The sequence below is a fragment of the Gordonia polyisoprenivorans genome, assembly GCF_017654315.1.
Classification (GTDB): Bacteria; Actinomycetota; Actinomycetes; order Mycobacteriales; family Mycobacteriaceae; genus Gordonia; species Gordonia polyisoprenivorans_A.
Window position 1 is genome coordinate 778,312 of sequence record NZ_CP072203.1, and the last position, 22,641, is coordinate 800,952.

At 66.9% G+C, this 22,641-nt stretch carries 19 protein-coding genes; 7 read left to right on the plus strand and 12 right to left on the minus strand.

Translation table 11 applies throughout. The features are described from left to right. The first annotated feature begins 67 nt into the window (after positions 1-67). Both J6U32_RS03590 and J6U32_RS03595 read left to right on the plus strand, forming a co-directional pair. Positions 68-1,834, plus strand: coding sequence for a SulP family inorganic anion transporter (locus J6U32_RS03590; protein ID WP_208793582.1), 1,767 nt, complete (start codon positions 68-70; stop codon positions 1,832-1,834). Further along, positions 1,834-3,366, plus strand: a complete 1,533-nt coding sequence (locus J6U32_RS03595) for an ATP-dependent DNA ligase (protein WP_208793583.1) — start codon at positions 1,834-1,836, stop codon at positions 3,364-3,366. The genes J6U32_RS03590 and J6U32_RS03595 overlap by 1 nt, the downstream gene beginning before the upstream one ends. A gap of 521 nt (positions 3,367-3,887) precedes the next feature. On the opposite strand, the gene J6U32_RS03600 is transcribed toward J6U32_RS03595, so the two are convergent. The 11 genes from J6U32_RS03600 to J6U32_RS03650 all read right to left on the minus strand — a co-directional run bounded on the left by J6U32_RS03600 (position 3,888) and on the right by J6U32_RS03650 (position 17,185). Next, positions 3,888-5,732 carry a putative nucleotidyltransferase substrate binding domain-containing protein gene (locus J6U32_RS03600; protein ID WP_244332878.1) on the minus strand — a complete coding sequence of 615 codons (1,845 nt, stop codon included), beginning with the start codon at positions 5,730-5,732 and terminating at the stop codon, positions 3,888-3,890. 3 nt (positions 5,733-5,735) lie between these two features. Beyond that, positions 5,736-7,301 carry a GMC family oxidoreductase gene (locus J6U32_RS03605; RefSeq protein ID WP_208793585.1) on the minus strand — a complete coding sequence of 522 codons (1,566 nt, stop codon included), beginning with the start codon at positions 7,299-7,301 and terminating at the stop codon, positions 5,736-5,738. Between the two features lie 64 nt (positions 7,302-7,365). Further along, positions 7,366-8,934: an APC family permease gene (locus J6U32_RS03610; protein WP_208793586.1), complete on the minus strand. Its 1,569-nt coding sequence runs from the start codon at positions 8,932-8,934 to the stop codon at positions 7,366-7,368. After that, positions 8,931-10,439: an aldehyde dehydrogenase family protein gene (locus J6U32_RS03615; protein ID WP_208795934.1), complete on the minus strand. Its 1,509-nt coding sequence runs from the start codon at positions 10,437-10,439 to the stop codon at positions 8,931-8,933. Before J6U32_RS03615 ends, J6U32_RS03610 begins: the two co-directional genes overlap by 4 nt. Positions 10,440-10,814: 375 nt before the next feature. Beyond that, positions 10,815-11,633, minus strand: coding sequence for an anti-sigma factor (locus J6U32_RS03620; RefSeq protein WP_208793587.1), 819 nt, complete (start codon positions 11,631-11,633; stop codon positions 10,815-10,817). Continuing rightward, positions 11,626-12,198 carry an ECF RNA polymerase sigma factor SigK gene (sigK, locus tag J6U32_RS03625; protein WP_208795935.1) on the minus strand — a complete coding sequence of 191 codons (573 nt, stop codon included), beginning with the start codon at positions 12,196-12,198 and terminating at the stop codon, positions 11,626-11,628. Before sigK ends, J6U32_RS03620 begins: the two co-directional genes overlap by 8 nt. Before the next feature lie 188 nt (positions 12,199-12,386). Further along, positions 12,387-13,244 (minus strand): DUF1295 domain-containing protein, encoded by an 858-nt coding sequence (locus J6U32_RS03630; protein ID WP_208793588.1) that lies wholly within the window; start codon positions 13,242-13,244, stop codon positions 12,387-12,389. Next, the gene (locus J6U32_RS03635) at positions 13,241-14,572 is read right to left on the minus strand and encodes an SAM-dependent methyltransferase (protein WP_208793589.1); all 1,332 of its coding nucleotides are present in this window, start codon (positions 14,570-14,572) and stop codon (positions 13,241-13,243) included. The genes J6U32_RS03630 and J6U32_RS03635 overlap by 4 nt, the downstream gene beginning before the upstream one ends. After that, complete coding sequence (locus J6U32_RS03640) at positions 14,569-15,360, minus strand: DUF1365 domain-containing protein (RefSeq protein ID WP_208793590.1); 792 nt, start codon at positions 15,358-15,360, stop codon at positions 14,569-14,571. Before J6U32_RS03640 ends, J6U32_RS03635 begins: the two co-directional genes overlap by 4 nt. Continuing rightward, on the minus strand, positions 15,357-16,727 hold the full coding sequence (locus J6U32_RS03645; protein ID WP_208793591.1) for an NAD(P)/FAD-dependent oxidoreductase: 1,371 nt from the start codon (positions 16,725-16,727) through the stop codon (positions 15,357-15,359). The genes J6U32_RS03640 and J6U32_RS03645 overlap by 4 nt, the downstream gene beginning before the upstream one ends. Positions 16,728-16,762: 35 nt before the next feature. Beyond that, positions 16,763-17,185 carry a YccF domain-containing protein gene (locus tag J6U32_RS03650; protein ID WP_208793592.1) on the minus strand — a complete coding sequence of 141 codons (423 nt, stop codon included), beginning with the start codon at positions 17,183-17,185 and terminating at the stop codon, positions 16,763-16,765. Between the two features lie 135 nt (positions 17,186-17,320). On the opposite strand from J6U32_RS03650, the gene J6U32_RS03655 reads away from it, so the two are divergent. Both J6U32_RS03655 and J6U32_RS03660 read left to right on the plus strand, forming a co-directional pair. Continuing rightward, complete coding sequence (locus J6U32_RS03655; RefSeq protein ID WP_208793593.1) at positions 17,321-17,575, plus strand: hypothetical protein; 255 nt, start codon at positions 17,321-17,323, stop codon at positions 17,573-17,575. Between the two features lie 129 nt (positions 17,576-17,704). Beyond that, the gene (locus J6U32_RS03660; protein ID WP_208793594.1) at positions 17,705-18,985 is read left to right on the plus strand and encodes a GAF domain-containing protein; all 1,281 of its coding nucleotides are present in this window, start codon (positions 17,705-17,707) and stop codon (positions 18,983-18,985) included. A gap of 158 nt (positions 18,986-19,143) precedes the next feature. Here J6U32_RS03660 and J6U32_RS03665 read toward each other — a convergent pair whose 3' ends face one another. Beyond that, complete coding sequence (locus J6U32_RS03665; RefSeq protein ID WP_208793595.1) at positions 19,144-19,335, minus strand: hypothetical protein; 192 nt, start codon at positions 19,333-19,335, stop codon at positions 19,144-19,146. A 378-nt stretch (positions 19,336-19,713) separates the two neighbouring features. Here J6U32_RS03665 and exaC point away from each other — a divergent pair, with 378 nt between their 5' ends. The 3 genes from exaC (at position 19,714) to J6U32_RS03680 (ending at position 22,593) form a co-directional block, all read left to right on the plus strand. Then, positions 19,714-21,237 (plus strand): acetaldehyde dehydrogenase ExaC, encoded by a 1,524-nt coding sequence (exaC, locus tag J6U32_RS03670; protein WP_079928414.1) that lies wholly within the window; start codon positions 19,714-19,716, stop codon positions 21,235-21,237. 20 nt (positions 21,238-21,257) lie between these two features. After that, a complete protein-coding gene (locus J6U32_RS03675; protein WP_006369114.1) occupies positions 21,258-21,683 on the plus strand; it encodes a DUF779 domain-containing protein in 426 nt (141 codons plus the stop codon). Positions 21,684-21,885: 202 nt separating this feature from the next. After that, positions 21,886-22,593, plus strand: a complete 708-nt coding sequence (locus J6U32_RS03680) for a hypothetical protein (protein ID WP_208793596.1) — start codon at positions 21,886-21,888, stop codon at positions 22,591-22,593. Positions 22,594-22,641 lie beyond the last annotated feature (48 nt).

The following is a 22,641-nucleotide window of genomic DNA, read 5'->3' on the forward strand; positions in this document are numbered from 1 at the left end:
CGGATCGACGAGTATTTCACCGGATGCTTGCCGCCGATTCCGGTGGACAAACCACTAGCCTGGCGGGATGAAGCGGGGAGCGCTGACGCGGCTGGTTCCGCCGGCATTGGCCGGCTATCAGCGCTCGTGGCTGCGGACCGACCTGGTCGCGGGATGCACCCTCGCGGCCGTGGCGATCCCCGAATCGATGGGATACAGCGCCATCGCGCATGTGCCGGTCGTCGCCGGGCTGTACACGATCATCCTGCCGACGATCGTGTTCGCGCTGATCGGCTCGTCCCGGCTGATGGTCGTCGGCGCGGACTCGGCGACCGCGGCGCTGCTGGCATCGGGTATCGCCGGGCTCGGCGTTGCGGGGCTGGTGCCGGACTCGCAGGCATGGCTGCAGTGGGCGTGCCTGATCGCGATCGTCACCGGTGGACTGCTCGCGGTGGCCCGACTCCTGCGCCTGGGATTCCTCGGCGACTTCTTGTCCACCTCGGTGCTCGTCGGATTCCTCGCCGGCACCGGTGTCACCGTCATGACCGGCCAGGTCCCGGGAATGCTGGGAATGTCGAGCACCGACGGGTCGATCTGGTCACGGTGGTGGGCGATCCTCAGCCACCTCGGCGACATCAACTGGGGAGCGGTCGGTTTTGCCGCGGTGACCCTGGTCGCGCTGCTGGCTGGCGGGCGCCTGATGCCCCGTTTCCCGGCCGCCGTCGTCGTGGTCATCGGGTCGATCGTCGCCGTTGCAGCCTTCGGGTGGTCCGAGCGCGTTCCGGTGATCGGCTCGGTCCACGGTGGCCTCCCGGACTTCGGGTGGCCGGGCGGAATGGGCTCGGGAGGAATGGGATTGGGGGAGATCGCCAAGGCCACCACCGTCGCATTCGGTTGCGCGCTGGTGATCCTCGCCCAGAGTGCCGCGACCGCTCGCAGCTTCGCGCAGCGGCACGGGCAGAACGCCGACATCAACCGCGACGTCCTGGGTCTGTCGGGGGCCAATTTGGTGGCGGGCTTCTCCGGCACCTTCGTCGTCAACGGCAGCCCCACCAAGACCCAACTCCTCGACGACCAACGCGGGCGGACCCAGGTCGCGAATCTGACGATGGCGGTGATCGCGCTGCTGGTGGTGGTGTTCGCCACCGGCGTGCTGGCCCGTCTGCCGCATGCCGTGCTGGCGGCGATCGTGTTCCTGATCGCGCTGCGCCTCATCGACGTCCACGGCTTCGTCCGGATCTGTCGGGTCCGGCGGGTCGAGTTCGGTATCGCGGTACTCACCGCGGTCATCGTCGTGGTGTTCGGTGTGCAGGTCGGTATCGTCGCGTCCATGGTCGTCTCGCTGCTGGAACTGGTTCGACGCCAATACCGGCCCGAACGTTTCGTGCTGGGCGTCAGCGGTGGCGGCCGGCCACGGTACGAGTCGGCGACGCCGGGCAGCCAGTCGTTACCGGGCTTGATCGTGTTCCGGTACGACGCGGAGCTGTTCTACGCCAACGCCGGTCGCTTCTCCGACGACGTCATGCATCTGGTGAAGCAGGCGCCGGACCCCGTGCGGTGGCTGGTGCTCGACGCGTCGGCGATGACCGACGTCGACTATTCGGCGTCGACGGTGCTCACCGACCTGATCGGCTACATCCATTCCCGCGGTGCGCATTTCGCGCTCGCCGGCGTCGATCCCGAGTTGCAGCAGACATTGCGCACCGACGGGATACTCGCCGAGTTGAATCCCGACCACGTCTTCGCCTCGCTCGAGGATGCGCTGCGCGCCTACCTACAGGCACATCCGGATTCCGCGCCGCCCGGATACGATCCGTCCGCGCTCGACCTCCCACCGGAAACCCGGGGACACTGATGCGTTTCTCGTCGGTGGTGCAGGCGTCGACCGCGGTTGCGGCGACACGCTCCCGCACCGCGAAAACCGCTGTGCTGCGCGAACTCCTCGCCATCGCCGCCGACGAGGTGGGTCTTGTGGTGGCGTGGTTGTCGGGTGAGATCCCGCAGGGACGCCTCGGAATCGGCTGGCGCACCGTCCGAGGAATCGATGCGGCGCCGATATCCGACGAGGAGTCGCTGCTGACGGTGGCAGAGGTCGACGACACCTTCACCCGGTTGGCGACGACGTCAGGTGCCGGGTCGGTGCCCGCCCGAGCGGAGTTGCTGGGCAACCTCTTCGGCCGCGCCACCGCCGACGAACAGAACTTCTTGCTCAGGCTGCTCACCGGCGAACTGCGGCAGGGTGCGCTCGCCGGGGTGATGGTGGAGGCGATCATCGCGGTGTCGGATCAACCCGCACCACTGGTCCGTCGAGCGCACATGCTCACCGGGTCCCTGTCGGAGACCGCGACGTCGGCGATCGACGGTGGCCGTGCCGTCTTGGAAGGCATCGGCCTGCAGGTGGGGCGGGCGGTGTCGCCGATGCTGGCGACACCCGCGGAGGATCTCGACTCGGCGTTGGCGAGTCTCGGACCGGATCTCGTCGTCGACCACAAACTCGACGGAGCCCGCATCCAGGTGCACCGCGACGGTGATGAGGTGGCCGTCTTCACCCGTACCCTCAACGACGTGACGGCACGGGTGCCGGATCTCGTTGCGGCAGTACGAGAACTGCCGCTGCGCTCGGTGATCCTCGACGGGGAGACCCTGACCCTGTTCGACGACGGCCGGCCTCGCCCGTTCCAGGAGACGATGAGTCGGTTCGGGTCGATGGTGGAGGAGGACGCCGGGGTCGACAGTGGTCCGCGGTTGTTGCGCCCCTTCTTCTTCGATTGTCTCCACCTCGACGGCGAGGATCTGATCGACCGGCCCCTCGTCGAGCGGCTCGACGCGCTGGATTCGTTTGCGCCGCATCTGCGGATCACATCGGTACGCAATCCGACGCCCGAGCAGGCCCGGCAAACCCTCGAGGCCGCATTGGCCGCCGGTCACGAGGGCGTCATGGTGAAGTCGTTGTCGGGACCGTACGCGGCCGGTCGACGGGGCAAGGCCTGGCAGAAGGTGAAGCCGGTGCACACCCTCGACCTCGTCGTCCTCGCCGCCGAGTGGGGGTCGGGGCGCAGGACCGGATACCTCTCGAACATCCATCTGGGGGCACGTGATCCCGATGGTGGACCCCCGGTGATGGTCGGCAAGACGTTCAAGGGGCTCACCGACAAACTGCTCCAGTGGCAGACCGAGGAGTTCCCGAAACACGAAGACCGCCGCGATTCGTGGACGGTCTACCTGCATCCCGAGATCGTCGTCGAGATCGAACTCGATGGTGTACAACGCAGTTCGCGGTACCCGGGTGGAGTGGCGCTCCGATTCGCCCGCGTGCTGCGGTACCGCCCAGACAAGACCGCCGACCTCGCCGACACCATCGATGCGGTGCGCGGGCTCCTGCGGTGAGGGTGTGGTCCGATTCCAGCTTCGGCGCAAGCGGTCTCGAGGCTCGCCGCACGCGGCTCGCACCTCGACCAGCGGGGGAAAGACGACTCGCCTTTGAAGGATGCTCCGCGCTTCCCGCCCGATGGCCGACCCACTCCGGTGGTCGAGGTGCCGAGGAGCGTTAGCGACGAGCCTCGAGACCTGGTGTGCCGACGGGTATCCGGGCCACGGTGGTTCGATTCTAGCTTCGGCACAAGAGGTCTCGAGGATCGCCGCACGCGGCTCGCACCTCGACCATCGAGGGGAGCCGTCTCATCCCGGTGGTCGAGGTGCCGAGGAGCGTTAGCGACGAGCCTCGAGACCTAGTGTGCTGAAGGGATTCCGGGCTACGGTGGTTCGTTTCCAGCTTCGGCACAAGCGGACTCGAGGCACCTCGACCATCGGGAGGGGACGGTTCTCGATCATCGGGGGAAGGTTGTCGACTATCGGGGCAGGCCGCTCGATCGCGAAACTACTCGAGTGTTTGGAGCAGGCGCCGCAAGTCAGTTGAGGGGCACCGTGATTCGCGTGCGGACCCGGCGCTGGATGTCGCTGATCTCGCGAACGCCTTCGCTGAGCATGCTGCGTTCCAAGGGGGACAGGTCGCTGAGGACGATGACGTCTCCGGGGGTGTGGCCGGCGCGGAGTTGGGTGATCTGGTGACGAAGCCGCAGGCGCTGGGTCATCGCGAAAACCTCGTGCAGCAGTGAGGCTTCCGCGGAGGTGAGGGTGCCCACGTCGACGGCGCTGTGCAGGCGCGCAGGAGTGGGGGCGGAGGTGATGCCCGCAGTCAGGCCGGCCCAGCGCGCGAGGTTCACGATGGGTGCGATGACGTGCGCCTTCAGGTCGACGGTGCCGCCGCGTCGGGACAGGACGTCACGCAGGCTCCGTACGCGGGGCCGCAGCGACAGCGCGTTGAGTAGTTGCAGGCGTAGGGCTTCGGGATGGTCGGCGGGCATCGACGAGAATGCCGAGGGGGCTGTGTGCAGACTCTCGGGGCCGAGGATGACGCGCCCGTCGATCAGCAGTGACGACATGATGAGACCGTGGTCGGCGAGTGGTGCTGTCAACCATCGGCGTGCCGCGAGCAGCCAGTCGTCGCAGGATCGCGAGAAGCTCGGGGAGAAGGCGACGGCACCGTTGGTGTCGGCGGGTAGACCGCAGTCGTCGAGGATCGTGTGGGTGCGACGGGCCAACGCGCGGAATTCGTCTGCCGAACGGTCGCCGTCGTCGATCCAGCTGAGGGCGGAGTCCACGTCGGAGGACGGCATGGCCTCCCGGCGCGCCACGCTACCCAGGGTGATCCAGGCGAAGCCCGACAGCTCGGGGTGGTCTTCGAGGGCGAGTTCGACGGCACGGCGGGCTGTGGTGTCGATGATCAACGACAGCACACCGCAGGTGGATTCGGCGTCGAGCCCCGCGCTGACGAGGTCATCGGCCAAGCGTGGCATGGCCTGGGTTGCCGATGCGAGTGCGGCGACATCGGTGGAATGAGCGATTCGTCGTTGCAGTGAGCCGCCACGGCTCGCGGCGACCAGCAGATCGGTCTCCTCGAGTACCCCGATGGCGCGGCCGCGCGGAGAACACACCGGCATGTGACGAACGCCGGCCTCCAACATCTCCAGCCAGGTGGTGATCGCGTAGCGCCCGGCGTCGACGGAGCGCGCCGGTGCGGTCATCACCTCGGCGACCGGCACACCCGGTGATCGTCCGGCACCGACGACGCGGTGGGTGACGTCGCCTTCGGTGACGATTCCCAGTGTGCCGTCGGGCAACTCGACCAGCACACATGACTGCCCGGCCGCACCCATCGCACGCACCGCCTCGACCACGGGCGTGTGGGGAGCGACGAACACCGGAGCGTCACGGATCAACGACGACACCCGCGTCGTCGACGACCAGCCTGCGGTGGGTGCGGGCCGGGCGGAGATGGACTGCCAGGCCGACTCGGCGAGAAAGGTCAATCCCGACCGTCTGCCGAGCACAACGCGTACCTCGTCGGCGGGCAATGCGATGGCCGACGCCGGCTCGGCAGCACGTGCGACGAACCGAGCCTCGCCGCCGATGATGAGCGGTATGTAACCGAACAACGCTCCTGGGCCGAGTGATTCGAACACGTCCGGGTGGTCGAGATCTGCTCCCGGAGCCGTCAGCTCCACCCGCCCGGAGCGGACCATGAACACCGCATCCGCGGAGCCGTCACCGTATTCGGCGATGACCTCGCCGGAACGGAATCGACGGATACTCGCGCCGGCGGCGATCCGTGCCAGCTCGTCGTCGGCCAGCTCCTGGAAAGGTGAATGGGCTCCCAGGAATTCGACGGTGTCGGAGTCCTCGGACCCGGCCATCACTCAGGTACCGGACCGGATCAGGTCGGCGCATTTCTCGGCCATCGTCATCACCGTGATGTTGGGGTTGACGATCGGCAGATTGGGCATCGCCGACGCGTCGACAACCCGTAAACCGCTGACCCCCTTGACCTTGAGCGTTGGATCGAGCACCGCCATCGGGTCGCTGACGGCACCCATTCGCGCGGTGGCGGCCGGGTGGTAGACGGTGTTGTGGGTCTTGTGGAAGTAGTCGATGATCTCGTCGTCGGTGGTGACGTCGGGGCCCGGGGCGAGTTCGCGGGCCACCCATTCCCGCAGCGGTGACTGCTCGGCGATCCGGCGGGCGAGCTTGACACCGGCGAGCATGACGCGTTCGTCGTGGCCGTCCGGATCGGTGAAGTAGCGCGGGTCGACCTTGGGCCGGTCCCGGAAATCCCGTGACCGCAGACGTACGGTTCCGCGTGATCGTCCCTGGGTGACGTTGGGGGTCAGGCAGAATCCGTTCTCGGTGGTCGGATAGCCCCAGCGCAGGGTGTTCATGTCGAAGGGCACACTGCCGTAGTGCATCATCAGATCCGAATGGTCCAGCCCCTCCTGGGTGGTGGTGAACAATCCGATCTCCCACCACTGGGTGGAGTCGGTGACCATCGGGCGGGCGGCCTCCCAGAACACCAGTCCCTCGACGTGGTCGTCGAGATTCTCCCCGACGCCGGGGGAGTCGACGCGCACGGTCACGCCCATCTCGCGCAGATGCTCGGCCGGTCCGATCCCGCTGAGCATCAAGAGTTTCGGCGTATCGATGGCACCGGCGGTGACGATCACCTCGTGGTTGGCGGTCACCTCGTCATAGCCGGTGAGGTCGGGGCGTTGGAATCGAACTCCGGTGGCGCGCAACGAATCGTCGATTAGGATCTCGCTGATCCAGCTGTCGGTGAGCACGGTGAGGTTGGGGCGGGTGCCGAGAATGGGATGCAGGTACGCGTGCGAGGTCGACATGCGCTCGCCGGCCTCGTTGGCGTTGATCTGAAACCATCCGGCACCGTTGAGATGCCACTGGTCGCGATTGAACTGCACGGTGGGCAGACCGACCTTCGCGGCGGCGTCGAGGACGGCCTGGCCGCACGGGTCCACCGGCGGAACGTCACGCAACCGGACCGGTCCGTCATGGCCGTGCGGATAGCCCTGATAGTCGCCGTCGGCGACGTTGTTCTCGACGCGGGACACGTAGGGCAGCACGCCGTCGGGCCCCCAGCCGGTCGCGCCGGCCGCCTCCCAGTTGCGCAGTCCCTGGGCCAACGGCCAGAACGCGATACACGAATTGTGTGAGGAGCACCCGCCGAGCACCTTGGCGCGGGCGTGACGCATGAAGCTGTTCCCGCGCTCCTGTGGTTCGACCGGATAGTCCCAGTCGTACCCGGAGTCGAGTAGATGCATCCATTCCTTGAGTACCAGGATGTTCGGATCGTCGACGTCGCTGGGCCCGGCCTCGATCAGGCAGACCGTGACCGCCGGATCCTCGGAAAGGCGTGCGGCGAGCACACATCCGGCGGTCCCGCCACCGGCGATGACGTAGTCGTAAGAGGTCATGAGCGTGCTCAGATCCTTTCGGGGGTGAGGTGGCGAGGCGGGATACGACCGGCAGGACAGTCGCTCACAGTCCGCCGCCGATCTCGTCGGCGGTGGGCAGCTTTGTTGCGGTGGAGTGGGATTCGAGCACGCCGATGTGGCGACGGCCGACGGTGAGGTACCAGAGGAAGCCGACGCCGAAGATGATGCCGATGTAGACGAAGGCGCCCCAGGTGTTGTACCAGGGTTCGCCATAGATCTCCGAGCGTGGCCACGCGAGGTTGAGCGCCATGCCCACACCCCAGACCACGGCGACGATGTTCACCGGCAGGCCCCACCGGCCCATGGTGAAGTATCCGCCCTCGGCCAGGTCCTTCGGCGGCCACTCCCCGCGAAACCGCTTGGCCAGCAACGGCCCGGTGACCAAGAGGTAGGCCAGGTAGATCATGATGATCGCGATGGAGGTCAGCACGGTGAAGATCTTGGGCTGACCGACATTGATGACCAGAATGAGGACGGCGACGACCCCGATCACCAGCGACGGGATCACCGGAGTCTGCCGGACGGGATCGACCTTGGCGAGTTTCTCACCGAAGGGCAGGGCATTGTCGCGGGCCATCGCGAACATCAGCCGAATGGCCGCGGTGTGCACGGCCAGTGAGCAGACGAAGACCGCGACGACGATCGCGACGAGGAAGACCTTGCTCGCCGGCCCCCACATCACCTGCTCGACAATGTACTGCAGGCCACCGGAGGCGTCACCGAGCTTCGGATCCGACAGGTTCGGCGCGGCCATGATCGCGAATACCAGGATGGCACCGCCGATCACGAACGAGGCGAGAATGGCCCGCAGGATCGCCTTGGGTGCGGTTCGGCGGGGTTCGACGGTCTCCTCACCGAGCGAACTCGCGGTGTCGAAGCCGTACATCACGTACCCGGAGGCCAGCGACGCGATCAGGAACGCCCCAAGATAGCCGCTGCTCTCGCCCGCGCCATAGCCGTTGGTGGAGAAGAAGATCTGCGGACCACGAGTGATGTTGCAGGCCAGAATGATCGCGATCAACACCGCCGCGATCAGCTCGACGAACACACCGACGGAATTGATCAATGACATCAGCCGGACGCTCCAGGCGTTGATGGCCGTGGTCAGAGCGATGAGGATCGCGCCAAGGATGACCGCATTGACCGCATAGTCGGTGGCATCGTCACCGCTGCCGTAGATCTGGAAGCCGCTCCACAGTCGGGGCAGATTGAGCTGCATCGCCAGGGCGACCGCCGCGAGAGTGACCACCGATGCGGTGAACATCAGCCAGCCCGCCGACCATCCAACGCGTTGGCTCCCGAGTCGCTTGGCCCAGTTGTAGACCGATCCGGCCACCGGATATTTTGCGGCGAGCTCCATGAAACACAGTGCGACGCAGAGCTGCCCGACGAAGACCATCGGCCATGACCACAGATAGGCCGGGCCGGCGTTGCCGAAACCGACGTAGAACAGCTGGAAGGTGCCGGTCAGGATCGAGATGTAGCTGACGCCCGCGGCGAAGCTGGCGAACTTGCCGATGGAGCGGTCGAGGGACTCCTTGTAGCCGAAGTCGGACAGGCCGTACGATTCGTCCGCCGAATCCTTCGGCGCACCAGTGGGAGCTGTACTCATTGATCGTCCTTCTGTTGATCATCCTCGCGCGGAGTGAACCACTGCGACGCCGACGGCGCGGTGTTGTGCCAGATATGTTTGTTCTCTTGGTATTCCGCGAGACCGGTGGGGCCGAGTTCACGTCCGTTGCCGGACTTCCCGAATCCGCCCCATTCGGCTGCCGGGGTGTAGTAGCCGAAGTCGTTGAGCCACACCGTGCCGTGGCGCAGGCCGCGCACCATGCGTTCGCCCAACGCGGCGTCGGAGGTGCGCACCCCGGCCGCCAGCCCGTAATCGGTGTCGTTGCCCAGGGTGAGTGCCTGCTCCTCGGTATCGAATCGCTCGACGGTGAGGATCGGTCCGAAGGTCTCGTCGCGGACCACCGACATCGTGCGATCGCAGTGGTCGAAGATGGTGGGCGCGAACCAGTATCCGCCGGGTGCGAGTCCCTCACGTTCGGGATGTCCACCGCCGCAGCGCAACTGTGCGCCCTCGGCGATGGCCGACGCGACGTGGGCGGTCATCTTGTCCAACTGGGCCTGCGACACCAGGGGACCGGTCTTGGCGGCCGGGTCGAGTCCGTTGCCCATGACGATCTGGTCGGCCCGGGCGACGAGGGCGTCGACGAAGTCGTCGGCGATCGATTCGTGGACGATGAGCCGCGTGCCGGATGAGCAGACCTGGCCCGAGTGCAGGAACACCCCGGCGAGTACCTGTTCGACCGACGAGTCCCAGTCGGCGTCGGCGAAGACGATGTGCGGATTCTTTCCGCCGAGTTCGACGGCGACCTTGGTGACGTGGCGCGCGGCGGTCTCGGAGATGATCCGCCCGGTGGCGAGCCCGCCGGTGAAGGAGATGAAATCGACCTCGTCGGTGTCGGTGAGGGCGGAGCCCAGCGAGGAGCCAGCTCCCTGAACGAGATTCAGCACACCTGCAGGCACACCGGCCTCCTCGCACAACCGGACGAACGCAATGGTGCTCAGCGGGGTGACCTCGCTGGGCTTGGCGACCATTGTGCAACCAGCGGCCAACGCAGGGGCGATCTTCCACGAGATCTGCAGAAGTGGATAGTTCCACGGTGCGATCAGCACACAGACCCCGATGGGTTCGCGCACCACTCGGCTGATCACCCCGGGCACCCCGGTGTCGACGGCCCGATCGGCCTCGGTCTCCACCAGACTTGCGTAATAACGGAAAACCGATTCGACGTCGTCGATGTCGATCTCGCTCTCGGCCAGCGTTTTTCCGGTGTCGAGTGTCTCGATACGGGCGAGTTCGGCCTTGTCCCGAACGAGTAGATCGGCGATGCGGCGTAGCAGTGCGGCGCGCTCGGCGACCGGGGTGGCCGGCCACCGGCCGTCGTCGAAGGTGGTGCGGGCCGCCGCGATCGCCGCGGTCACATCCTCGGAGGTGGCCTCGTCGACTCGGATGAAGCTCTCACCGAGGGCGGGGTTGATGATCTCGCGGGTACCGCCGTCGGCGGCGTGATGCCACCGCCCGGCGGTGAACAGTTGGGCCTCGCCCAAAAGCGGCGATGAAAAGGTGTTCGACGAGACGGACTGATCGGTGGTGCTCACGTGAAGTGGCCTCTCCGCGATGGTGGATGGTGTTCTCACGACTGGTGACGAAGACGGGGGTGACGAAGACGGGATGAACATGACGAGACAGCGAACACGAACGAGTGCGTGGGACGCGCCCACGGTGGCGGTCAGGGCTCGCACGGGCGCGTGGACGTGCGCGAGCGCCTACGGACGACGGTTCTCGGTGTTGCTTCGTGCGCAACTCTGCGCATCTGTTGCAACAAGTGTTGTGCCAGCCCGGTGTTCTGTCAATAGGTGAGGAGCTCATGGCTGCGCCGGCTCCCGTCACCGAGAGGACGTGAGCCGGTCTGGGCGCCATGATCAGCGCAGCGGGAGCTCGGCGACGATCGAACCGGGAGACGTTGCGCCGGCGGCGGGTTCGACGCTGAAGCCCAACGCCGTCGCGTCGCCGATATGGGGGATGACCGCAGTCGTCGACGGCGCGATGTCCTTGTCGGTCATCGTGCCGGCCAAGGTGGTGCCCTGCGGGCCGAGCAGCCACATCTGGTAGACGGTGCCGGGCTGGGGCGGCGGCACATCGTTCATCACGAGGACCGCTGCGTCGGCGCGCTCGGAGTAGGTCACCGACGCCCGACCGGTGGCCACCGACCCGGAGCTCGTCCGAACGTCCTTGGCGCTGAACACCTTGGCTGCGGTGGGCTGTTCGGTGGTGGTCTTGCTCGACAGTCCACTGCCGATCGCCCATCCGATGGCTCCGACCGCGACGGCGACCACCGCGGCAGCAGCGAGATAGGCGATCCGACGTCCGGTCCGGGTGCCGTCGGGAACTGTCGCGGCACCGCCCGACGCCCCGGCCCCCGGGGCATCCGAGCGTGCGACGTCGTCGGTCGATCGCGGGCGGATCTCGCGGACCCCGGCGGTGGTCGGGCGAGCGGTGTCGCGGGCCTCGGCCGTGGCCGCAGCCAACAGCCGGGCACGCAGCTCGGCGGGCGGGGTCATGGCGGTCGACGCGCTGACCGAGGCCATCGTCTCCCGGGTCGCGGCCACGAGCGCGTCGAACTCCGCGCGCACCGCGTCGTCGGCCTGCGCACGCCGGCGTCGGACCGAGTCCAGTTCTGCCGGCGACAGGGCATCGAGTCCCATCAGCGGCGCCATCGCGAGCAACTCGTCGTCAGACATCCCGATCCCCCAGGCATTCCCGCAGACGCGCCAAACCGTCCCGGATGCGCGACTTGATCGTCGGTAGGGCGACCGAGAGCTGCTCGGCGACCTCCCGGTACGTCAGCCCGCGGTAATACGCCAGCGACACCGACTCGCGCTGGATGTCGGTGAGACTGCCCAGGCAGTTGATGACACGTTCACGTGCCTCACGGACCTCAACGGCGTCGGCGACCTGATCGAAGGCGATCGACGCCGTGGCCTGGCTGTAGGTGGTCTCCCGCCGATCGCCGGCGACCTCGGAGCGCACCCGATCGACCGCGCGTCGGTGCGCCAGGGTGATCAGCCAGCTCAACGCCGACCCGGCCGCCGGATCGAACTTGTCGGCCGACCGCCACACCTGCAGGAACACCTCCTGCGTGGTCTCCTCGCTGTATCCCGGATCGCGCAGAACGCGAAGAACCATGCCGTACACGCGATCCCCGGTCCGGTCATAGAACTCGGCGAAGGCCGCCGAGTCGCCGTCGGCGATCCGCGCCAGCAGATCCGGCAGTGCCGCATCCTCGCGGCCGTCGGTTGCCGTCACCTCGACGCCTCTGATCTCATCGCCGATCACCCTAACCCGCGGCAGGGGGGCACTCAACGATTCGGGTGCCCGGCTCGCCCGGAGAACACCCGGTGCGGTCGTCGACGGGCCGATCAACGGTGACACCGGGCGGCCTGCTGGCTGTGTCATGGTGCGGCCTGACGGCCGGGCCACCGCCAACCCGGCGGTCATGGCGTAGCGCGGGAGTCGGCCGTTGGCGTCGACGAGGGCGGCAGCGGGAAGAAGTACGAGGTGCGTTGCTGGTACTCGGGATAGCCGGGTCGCGTGCTCATCGACTTCTCCAGCAACCGGGCGCCGGTGGCGAATACGAGGAAGTAGGTCATCACCACCGGTGACAGGACGGTGAGGACGCCGGGACACGGGACGAGTGTGGGGCCGGTGGCCATCGCCCCCGATGTCGCCGCGAGCAGCCAGATTCCCCACCACACCGACGCGTCGCCGAAGTAGTTGGGGTGACGCGTCCACGCCCAGAGCCCGCGATCCATGATCGCGCCCTTGTTGGCGGGGTCGGCCTTGAAGGCGCGCAGTTGCGCATCGCCGATCGCCTCGAAGCACAGCCCGAGCGTGAACAGTGCGATGCCGAGGCCGCCGACGATCCATGCGAGTGCGGGTGTGGGGCCGGCGACCGCCGACACCTGGATCGGCAGCGACACGAACCACTGCGCGGCCCCCTGCGTCGCGAAGATCTTGCGGGCGACGACCGCGAAACCGTTGCCGCCGGAACGTTCCAGCATCTCGGTGTAGCGCGGGTCCTCGCCCTTGCCCTTCGATTTGCCCACCATGTGCCACGCCAGTCTCAGCCCCCACACGCTCACGCCGAGCGCGAGCAGCCAACGGCGCGTGGGGTCACCGCCGCCGAGAATCAGTGACAGCCAGGCGACCGCGACGAATCCGAGGCCCCACGTGACGTCGACGACGTTGAAACGCCCGATGCGATAGCCGATCGCGAAGGTGATCGCCTGCATCACCGCGAGCAGGATCAGCGACGACAATGTCAGGATGAGGAATCCCGTCCAACCGGTCATGACCGCTCCCGGGAAGTCGTGTCGGCCGAGCCGCGGGTGAACAGCAACTGGTGGACGTCGAGGTATCCCGCCCGGAATCCGGCCTCGGAGTAAGCGAGATAGAACTGCCACATCCGCATGAAGGTGGAGTCGAAGCCGAGGTCGGCGATCCGGCGCCGGTGGGAATCGAAGCGTTCGCGCCAGAGCCTCAGCGTCTCGGCGTAGTGCGCGCCCATCGACAGCGAGTCGGTCAGCCGCAGCGTCGTGTGCTTGTCGGTGACGGCGCGTAGCGCGGGCAGCGAGGTGAGCTGACCGCCGGGGAAGATGTACTTGTGCACCCAGGTGTAGGTGTGGCGGGACGCGCGCATGCGATCGTGCGGCATGGTGATGGCCTGGATCGCGACCTTCCCGCCGGGCGCGAGGATGCGGTCGATGGTGGAGAAGTATGTAGGCCAATACTTTTCGCCGACGGCCTCGATCATCTCGACCGACACGACGGCGTCGTAGGTGCCGTCGACCTCGCGGTAGTCGAGGAGATCGATCTGCACCTTGTCGGCGAACCCGGCGTCGGCGACGCGACGCAACGCCAGCTCGCGCTGCTCGGAGGACAGGGTGACCGAACGGACCGTGGCCCCGCGGGCCGCGGCGCGCAGGCACAGTTCGCCCCAGCCCGTTCCGATCTCGAGTAGGCGCGTGCCCTCCCCGACGCCGGCGAGGTCGAGCAGCCGGTCCACCTTACGACGCTGGGCGTCGGCGAGATCATCCCAGAGTGGGTGCAGCACGGCATGTTCGGCCGAGACCGCGGGGTCGGCGAACAGTGCGCTCGAATACGTAATCGTCTCGTCGAGGAAGGTGGCGAACAAGTCGTTGGACAGGTCGTAGTGGCGCGAGATGTTGGAGCGGGTGTTGGCCGTCGTGTTCTCTTCGTCCTCGGGGTGTTTCGGCAGCACCACCCGGCGCAGCGCCTGTAGGGGTCGGGGGACCAGTCGCGCGACCCGGGAGGCGAACGGGGTGAGGACGCCGACGAGGTCGTCGGTGCTCCAGTCGCCGGCCATGAAGGACTCGCCGAATCCGATCAACCCGTGGCACCCGACCCGTCGCGCGAAGTCGTTGGGGCGCCGAATGATCATGCGCGGCTGCACATCGTCGGTGCGGCGGCCGCCTCTAGTGCCGTCCGGATACTCGATGCGCACGTCGAGCCCGGCGGTGGCGTGCCGGAACAGCCAGGACGCCGCGGCGCCGCGGACCCGCGCGGATCGGCCGGTGGGGATCGCGGCGGCGTCGGGCCAGCGTCCGGCGTCGGGTGGGGTGACCTCGGAGTCGTCGGGCCGATGGATGGGGGTGCTCATCGGTGTCCTTTCGTCGCGGTGGAGGCGAGAGTGGAATGAACGAGATGATCGGGACGGGGTTGGACCGGGAGTCGGCGGGCCCATAATCCGATGCCCTGCAGTCGGATTCGGGCGGAGACGACGAGCGGGGCGAGAGGCGTGCGCAGTTGGGCTCCGACGATCGCACGAGCCGTCGCCGGGCGGGCGTGCCCGGTCAGGGCGGCGACGAAGGGCCCGGCTCCCGGACGGTCGAGGATGATCGAGACCGACACGCGGCCTTGGTCATCCGGCTCGGGGACACGTAGCCGATAGCGGCCGGAGACGTCGTGGAACGGTGAGACGTAGAACTCCTTGTCCACCTCGGCCCGGCCGTCGGCGTCGGGCGTCACGATGTAGCAGTGACGCTCGCCGTAGGTGTTGTGCACCTCGGCCACCACATGTGCGAGGGCGCCGTCGGCATCGTGGCACCAGAAGACGCTGAGCGGATTGAACGTGTATCCGGCGACGCGAGGCGAGAGCAGGGCGCACACCGGGCCGTCGGCGGGTGCGACACCCGCGCTGCGCAGATGACCGTCGAGACGCTGCCGCAGCGACTGTCCCGGCCGCATCGGCTCCGGGAAATGGTCGGCGGCCCGGACATCGGCGGCCAGGCGCAGCGGACCACGAAACCGGGGTGGTGCGTCGACATCGATGAGCCACGAACTGCTGCGGTAGGTGAACGTATGGCGCAGCGGTGAACGCCGGGTGTGGGTGATGCGCGTGGCGACGACGGCCGGAAACCGGGTCGCGGGCGATGCCGGGCCGGTCATGTCGGATCATCCTGGAGAACAACGGATTCGGTGGCCACGCGGTGGAGGGAATCGGCCAGCCGCCGGGCGGCACGCTCGCCCGACGCCGCGCCGTCCTCGTGGAATCCCCACCCGTGGTAGGCGCCGGCGAATACGATGCGGTCGCTCCCGATGTCGGGGAGGAGTGCTTGTGCAGCAACCGATTCGGTGGTGTAGATCGGATGCTCGTAAGTCATCTCGGCGAGAATCGTCGATTCGTCGACGAGGTCGGTCCGGCCGAGGGTGACGAGCATGCGGGGGTCGGCGGTGGGCAGTCGCATCAGACGAGTCATGTCATAGGTGACGGCGACGCCGGAGCCGTCGAGCGCGTCGGTCGGTGCGTGGTCGGCGCGGATCTGGTAATTCCACGACGCCCAGGCCCGGCGGGCGCGCGGCAGCAATGAGATATCGGTGTGTAGGACAGCGGGTTTCGCGCAGTAGGAGATGGCGCCCAGGACGCGTTGCTGTGCGGCGGTCGGGTGGTCGAGTGCGGTGAGGGCCTGATGCGGGTGGGTCGCGAGGACGACGGCGTCGAACTGCTCGGTGGGGTGACCGTCGGCGGTGACCGCGACATCGGTACCGAGATCCTCGACGGAGCGCACCGGCGCGCCGAGGTGGATGCGACCGCCATGGGCACGGAGGTGGTCGGCGACGGCGTCGACGTAGGTGATCGAACCGCCGACGACGGTCCGCCACGTGGGTGACCCGAATACTGACAGCATCCCGTGGTGGGAGAGGAAGGTGAACAGGTAGCGCGCCGGATAGGCCTGCGCGGTGCGCGCGTCACACGACCACACCGCGGCGATCAGCGGGAGCAGGAAGTTGTCGACGAAGTAGTCCGACAGTTCCTCGCGGGCGACGAACTCGGTGATCGGCTCGTCGGAGTCAGGGGTGTCGAGGACCTTGCGTGCCGCGCGATGGAAACGCACGACCTCGCCGAGCATCCACAGATAGCGGCCCCGGGTGAGGGTGCGCACTGTCGGGATGAGCCCCGAGAGACCCAGGGCTCCCGCGTACTCCAGACCGGTGCGTTCGGAGTGCACCGACATCGACATGTCGGTCTCCTGCGTCGGCACCGCGAGCTCGTCGAAGAGCCGTAGCAGAGTGGGATAGGTGCGGTCGTTGTGGACGATGAACCCGGAGTCGACGGCGACGGTGCCGCCGGCCCCGGGCGGCGTGATCGAGTGTGTGTGGGCGTGGCCACCGAGACGGTGATCTGCCTCGTACAGGGTGACGTCGGCGTCGGCGGAGAGTCGGTAGGCGGCAACCAGACCCGCGACGCCACTGCCCACCACCGCGACTCGGTGGGGACGGCCGGTGTGGGGTACCGGTGGACCCGAGGTTGTCATGCCCGAGGTTCGGACTCGACGGCCGTTTGGATGGGTCAGTACCGCTGCGGTGGGGGTGGGGCGGCGATGTAGCCGGCCTGCGGCTGGTCGGCGTCGACGATCTCGGCGCCGAGTGGCAACAGTGACAGCGGCACCATCTTGAAACTCGCGATGCCCAGCGGGATGCCGATGATCGTCAGGCACATCGCGATGCCGGAGGTGATGTGCCCGATGGCCAGCCAGATCCCGGCGAAGATCAGCCAGATGATGTTGCCGATCGTCGACGCCGCACCGGCCTGTGGTTTGCGCACGACGGTCCTCCCGAACGGCCACAGGGCGTAGTTGGCGATGCGGAAGGATGCGATGCCGAACGGGATCGTGATGATCAGGATGCAGCAGATGATTCCGGCGACGACGTATCCGATCGCCATCCAGAACCCGCAGAGCACCAACCAGATGATGTTGAGGAGTGTGCGCATACGCCCATTGTCCGCTGTCGTGGATGATCGTGGTGCAACGTTGGGCAACCGTCGGCCGCCGTCACGCCGAACAGGGGGCCGCGGGGTATGCCCGATTTCATGCGTGGTGTCCTCGGCCCTGGCTAACCTGTGCGCATGGCCCCGGACGCCGAGCGTGCACGTGTCACCGTGTGGTGGGTCATCACCACCGTCGTCCTGGTGATCCGCCTGCTCGCGACGATCGCGCTGATCCTGCTCGCCATCGGTTGGGCGGTCGCGGCGATCCGGGATTCGATGAACAACATTTTCTTGTGGCCGGCCGTCGGGAGTGCGGTCGCACTGCTGATCAGCACGTATCTCTACAGTTACCTGCGGGCGAGGTACCCGCGCCGCAACGCCTGGCTGCCCTGACCCCTCGGGTCGCGGTGACCCCTCGCGGGTGCATTCGACGTCGTTCGGGCTGATGACAAGGCCACCTGTAGCCCGCGTCACACCAGAGTTGGCATAATCGACCGCACAGAGGCAATTGAGAGAAGACCTATGACCGAACTCGGCTCGTCGCGCATCCGGCGTGCCTATGAGGATTTCCTCTCCGGCATCACACCGCCGTCCGACGCGGTGCGTTCGGTGGTGCGCGATTCGTGGTCGAGGTCGTTGTCGCGAGGGGTCGATCCGATCGAGGCGCTTCCCGAGGACGACACCAGCGCGAGCATGACGATGGCCGAGTTCACGCGATACCGCGAGGCCCATCCGATCACGTCGGTGCGCCCGCTCGTGCAGTCGTTGATGCTCGACGACATCGCCGACTCCGGCGTCGTCGTCGCCCTCACCGATCAGGTCGGCCGACTGCTGTGGGTCGAGGGCAGCACCGACGCCGTCGATCGGGCGAGCCGCATCAACTTCGTCGAGGGTTCGGTCTGGAGCGAGGACGTTGTCGGCACCAATGCCCCGGGCCTGGCGCTCGCGGTCGGCAAGGGTGTGCAGGTGATCGGCCCGGAACACTTCGCGGGCTCGGTGCAGGATTTCAGCTGTGCCGCCGCGCCCGTCCACGACCCGGTGACCGGACATGTCATCGGCGTCATCGACGTGACCGGCGGTCGTGAGGTGGCCGCACCGTTCGCCCTGGCCGCCGTCCGATCGGTGGTGGCCGCAGTCGAGCGTGAACTGCAGTCCCAGGCGGTCAACCTGGCCGACCCGGCGACCTTCGCATCTGCGGACAACGGCGATGCGCGGCTGACGGTGTTGGGCGACGACGGTTATCGATGGCATCGGGAGGGCGATCCGGCCGGTGAGCGGACGCTCTCGCGCCGTCACGCCGAGATCCTGTTGCTGCTGCAGGAGTATCCCGAGGGTCTCAACACCGAACAACTCGCCATGCACCTGGCCGGCGACGGTATCGACCCGGTCACCGTGCGCGCCGAGATCTCGAGGCTGCGCCGTGATCTCGGCAACGACGTGGTCACCTCACGGCCGTACCGCCTGACCGTCGACATGACCTCCGACGTCGCCGACCTGCGCCGGCGTATCGCCGAGCGCGGCGAACTGTCGTCGGTGATCGACGAACTCGGCCGCGGTGGACTGCTGGTGGAGTCGACGGCGCCGGGCATCGCCGAGATCTTCGAGGTGGTCCGTGAGGATGTGCGGTCACGGGTGATCGCCGAGGGAGATGTCGGGGCCCTGCGGACCTGGACGTCATCGATCCACGGTCGCGATGATCTCGTCGCGTGGCGTCGACTCGAGCACCGTCTCCCCGTGGGACATCCCGACCGTGCCGTGGTCGGCGGGCGAATCAGGTTGCTGGACAAGCGGTACGGGGTCTGACCCGGCCTATGGCGCGAGGCGTCCGAGGATGTGGCCACTCCGCGTCATGGCGCCTTGTACGAATACAGATTCCACGTGAGCGGGCCACCGACCCGAAAATCACGGCGTGTCGCGCCGGATCCGTGGAAGTTATATTTCGCGTCGGCGTTGCCGCGCCCTCAGGGCTGCGCGTCGGGCATCGAACCGATGAGTAGCAGCGCTGCCGAGATGGTGGTGACGATGCACAGCACCACGAGCAGCAGCCCGACGCCCAACGTGACGAGCGGGCGCGGTTCGGACTCGTCGCGAGCACCGGCCGTGCTGCGTTGCGCGGGATCATGTTGCGCGGGCTCATTCTGAGCGAGAACCATCGTGGCACCACCCTCTTGGCGACTCGGCCTGGCATATTTCGAATAATGAATCAGATTGCTAAAAATGGATAGTATCGGTTGCGGGCGCTGTCCACGACTTGAGTACCGCGAATTGCCCCTTGCGCACCAGGGAATTGCCGCGAATTAGTCTTTTCGGCTGACCCAACGTCGGGCCAACGGCTAGTGGATCGGGCCGGCTGATCACGGGACCTGACCTGCTGTTTCGTGGCGATCCAACGTTGCGAACGCATCTGCAACGTGGCTGCAACCACAGCCCTCCTACTCTGTGGAACAGATCACACCGACTGCCGTCGCGGCTCGGTGTGGCATCCCGCAACTGGCCGGACGCCTGTTACTGCATTGAGGAGCTGGACACACATGACTGTTTACGCGAAGCCGGGTACCGAGGGTTCGGTGATGAGCTTTGAGTCGCGTTACGACAACTGGATCGGTGGTCAGTGGACCCCGCCGGTGAAGGGTCAGTACTTCGAGAATCCGTCGCCGGTCGACGGCAAGACCTTCTGCGAGGTCGCCCGATCGACCGCCGAGGACATCGATCTCGCACTCGATGCCGCGCACAAGGCCGCACCGCAGTGGGGCAAGACCTCGGTCGCCGAGCGTTCGCTGGTGCTGCTGCGCATCGCCGATCGTCTCGAGGAGAACCTGGAGAAGATCGCCGTCGCCGAGACCTGGGACAACGGTAAGGCGGTCCGCGAGACCCTCGCCGCCGACATCCCGCTCGCCGTCGACCACTTCCGCTACTTCGCCGGCGCCCTGCGCGCCCAGGAGGGCTCGATCTCGGAGGTCGACGAGGACACCGTCGCCTACCACTTCCACGAGCCGCTGGGTGTGGTCGGTCAGATCATCCCCTGGAACTTCCCGATCCTCATGGCCGTGTGGAAGCTCGCCCCCGCGCTCGCCGCAGGTAACGCGGTCGTCCTCAAGCCTGCCGAGCAGACCCCCGCGTCGATCCTCTACGTCATGAGCCTGATCGCCGACCTACTGCCCGCAGGCGTGATCAACGTCGTCAACGGCTTCGGCGTGGAAGCGGGCAAGCCGCTCGCATCGAGCAACCGCATCCGTAAGATCGCCTTCACCGGTGAGACCACCACCGGCCGCCTGATCATGCAGTACGCGTCGGAGAATCTGATCCCGGTCACCCTCGAGCTCGGCGGCAAGAGCCCCAACATCTTCTTCAACGATGTGATGAGCGCCGACGACGGCTTCCTCGATCGTGCGCTCGAGGGCTTCTCGATGTTCGCACTGAACCAGGGTGAGGTCTGCACCTGCCCGAGCCGCGCGCTCATCCAGGAGGACATCTACGACGACTTCATCGGCAAGGCCGTCGACCGTGTCTCGAAGATCAAGCAGGGCAACCCGCTCGACACCGACACCATGATGGGCGCCCAGGCCTCCAACGACCAGTTCGAGAAGATCAGCTCCTACCTGGCCATCGGCAAGGAAGAGGGCGCGAAGGTCCTCATCGGTGGCGAGCCGGCCGACCTCGGCGGCGACCTCTCGGGCGGCTACTACATCAAGCCGACGGTGTTCGACGGCCACAACAAGATGCGCATCTTCCAGGAAGAGATCTTCGGCCCGGTGCTGGCCGTGACCACCTTCAAGGACTACGCAGACGCCATCCACATCGCCAACGACACCCTCTACGGACTCGGTGCCGGCGTGTGGAGCCGTGACGGTGCCACCGCCTACCGTGCGGGCCGCGAGATCCAGGCCGGTCGTGTGTGGACCAACACCTACCACGACTACCCGGCCCACGCCGCGTTCGGTGGATACAAGCAGTCCGGCATCGGACGCGAAACCCACCTGATGATGCTCGAGCACTACCAGCAGACCAAGAACCTCCTGGTCGGATACGCTCAGAGTGCGAAGGGATTCTTCTAAACCGAAGAAGAGGTGCAACGATGACCACCGAACAGAACGTTCCTGATCGGGTGGTCGCCACAGACGCCGCCGTGCAGCTCCTGACCAAGTTGTCGGAGCTGCACGGCGGACTCATGATCCACCAGTCCGGTGGATGCTGTGACGGTTCCGCCCCCATGTGCTACCCCGTCGGGGAGTACCGAGTGGGCCAGCGCGACGTGCTGGTCGGCGAGATCGATCTGCCCGAACCCATTCCGGCGGTACGGGTCTGGATCAACGGCGACCAGTTCGAACTGTGGAAACACACGCAGTTGATCCTCGACGTGGTACCCGGACGTGGCGCCGGATTCAGCCTCGAGTCCCCCGAGGGAGTGCGATTCCTCTCGCGGGCAAGGGCTTTCAGCGAGGATGAGAATGCCGTGCTGTCGGCGAACCCGCCGTTGACCGGCGCGGCGGTCGGCGTCTGATCGTTCCCACGAGGTCCAATCGACACGTGCCCGTTGGCTCGCTCGGCGAGCCGGCGGGCATTCGTCGTGTCGAGGGCGCCTGTCGTCTCATCGGGGGAAATGTCCGAAACCGTGGGTAGCCGATATTTGCCGCGTTACCGTCGAGTCTGTTGCGTAGTGCAACCAAGTCCACCAATGGTGATGTGACGGAGGCGAATACCTGATGAAACGTGTGATGACCAGTGTGCTTGCGGCCGGAGCGGTTGTGGGTGCCGCATCCCTGATGGTCCCGGCAACGGCGTCGGCGGCGCCGGTGTCGTCGGCGAACTGCGCGCGGATCGCGACACCGACGGCTCCGAACGGCTGGGGGAACAGCTTCCCGGACGAGACCGGTCTGGCAGGCAAGATCACGGCCACCAACGTGAACGACGACGACGGATCACTGCAGTTCACGACGAGTCCGCAGGTGCCGCGGCAGGCGTCGTACCACTCGGCGGGTGATCTGCCGTTGACCCAGCTGGCCGGAAAGCCGTTGACCTTCCACAAGTCCACGGGCAATGCGAACTGGCAGATCCGGGTGACCGGCGCGAACACCGGTGAAGGGAATGGCTTTGCGACGCTGGTCTGGTCGGCTTCCGACGTAGCGGGTGCGCCTGACGCCGCGTCGTCCGATCAATGGCGGGCAACCCGCGCCCTGGGCACGATCCCGCGGGGCCAGACCGGCACCCTCGCCGAGCTGACCACCGCCGCCAACTCCGGCGGAAAGACCACGGTCGTCGAGTATTACGGGATCTCCAGCCAGCCCAACAGCGGCAGCGGCACCGTGCACGTCGACAACGTGACCTTCAACGGCTGCACGACCAACTTCGCGGTCCGGAGTGGCAACGGCTCGCTGGGCGGCCTCGAACTCCCGAGCTTCGGATCGTCATAGCCCGGGAGCCGCGTAACCCCGGATCGTCGTAACCCGTTGTGATGCCGG

Bases quoted from the DNA above. Each gene is read 5' to 3' on its own strand.
- J6U32_RS03675 (WP_006369114.1), top strand. From the start codon at position 21,258: ATGACCACCGAACAGAACGTTCCTGATCGGGTGGTCGCCACAGACGCC.
- J6U32_RS03635 (WP_208793589.1), bottom strand. From the start codon at position 14,572: ATGAGCACCCCCATCCATCGGCCCGACGACTCCGAGGTCACCCCACCC.
- J6U32_RS03660 (WP_208793594.1), top strand. From the start codon at position 17,705: ATGACCGAACTCGGCTCGTCGCGCATCCGGCGTGCCTATGAGGATTTC.
- J6U32_RS03620 (WP_208793587.1), bottom strand. From the start codon at position 11,633: ATGTCTGACGACGAGTTGCTCGCGATGGCGCCGCTGATGGGACTCGAT.
- J6U32_RS03665 (WP_208793595.1), bottom strand. From the start codon at position 19,335: ATGGTTCTCGCTCAGAATGAGCCCGCGCAACATGATCCCGCGCAACGC.
- J6U32_RS03630 (WP_208793588.1), bottom strand. From the start codon at position 13,244: ATGACCGGTTGGACGGGATTCCTCATCCTGACATTGTCGTCGCTGATC.
- J6U32_RS03595 (WP_208793583.1), top strand. From the start codon at position 1,834: ATGCGTTTCTCGTCGGTGGTGCAGGCGTCGACCGCGGTTGCGGCGACA.
- J6U32_RS03680 (WP_208793596.1), top strand. From the start codon at position 21,886: ATGAAACGTGTGATGACCAGTGTGCTTGCGGCCGGAGCGGTTGTGGGT.
- J6U32_RS03590 (WP_208793582.1), top strand. From the start codon at position 68: ATGAAGCGGGGAGCGCTGACGCGGCTGGTTCCGCCGGCATTGGCCGGC.
- J6U32_RS03645 (WP_208793591.1), bottom strand. From the start codon at position 16,727: ATGACAACCTCGGGTCCACCGGTACCCCACACCGGCCGTCCCCACCGA.
- J6U32_RS03610 (WP_208793586.1), bottom strand. From the start codon at position 8,934: ATGAGTACAGCTCCCACTGGTGCGCCGAAGGATTCGGCGGACGAATCG.
- J6U32_RS03605 (WP_208793585.1), bottom strand. From the start codon at position 7,301: ATGACCTCTTACGACTACGTCATCGCCGGTGGCGGGACCGCCGGATGT.
- J6U32_RS03640 (WP_208793590.1), bottom strand. From the start codon at position 15,360: ATGACCGGCCCGGCATCGCCCGCGACCCGGTTTCCGGCCGTCGTCGCC.
- J6U32_RS03655 (WP_208793593.1), top strand. From the start codon at position 17,321: ATGGCCCCGGACGCCGAGCGTGCACGTGTCACCGTGTGGTGGGTCATC.
- exaC (WP_079928414.1), top strand. From the start codon at position 19,714: ATGACTGTTTACGCGAAGCCGGGTACCGAGGGTTCGGTGATGAGCTTT.
- J6U32_RS03600 (WP_244332878.1), bottom strand. From the start codon at position 5,732: ATGGCCGGGTCCGAGGACTCCGACACCGTCGAATTCCTGGGAGCCCAT.
- J6U32_RS03650 (WP_208793592.1), bottom strand. From the start codon at position 17,185: ATGCGCACACTCCTCAACATCATCTGGTTGGTGCTCTGCGGGTTCTGG.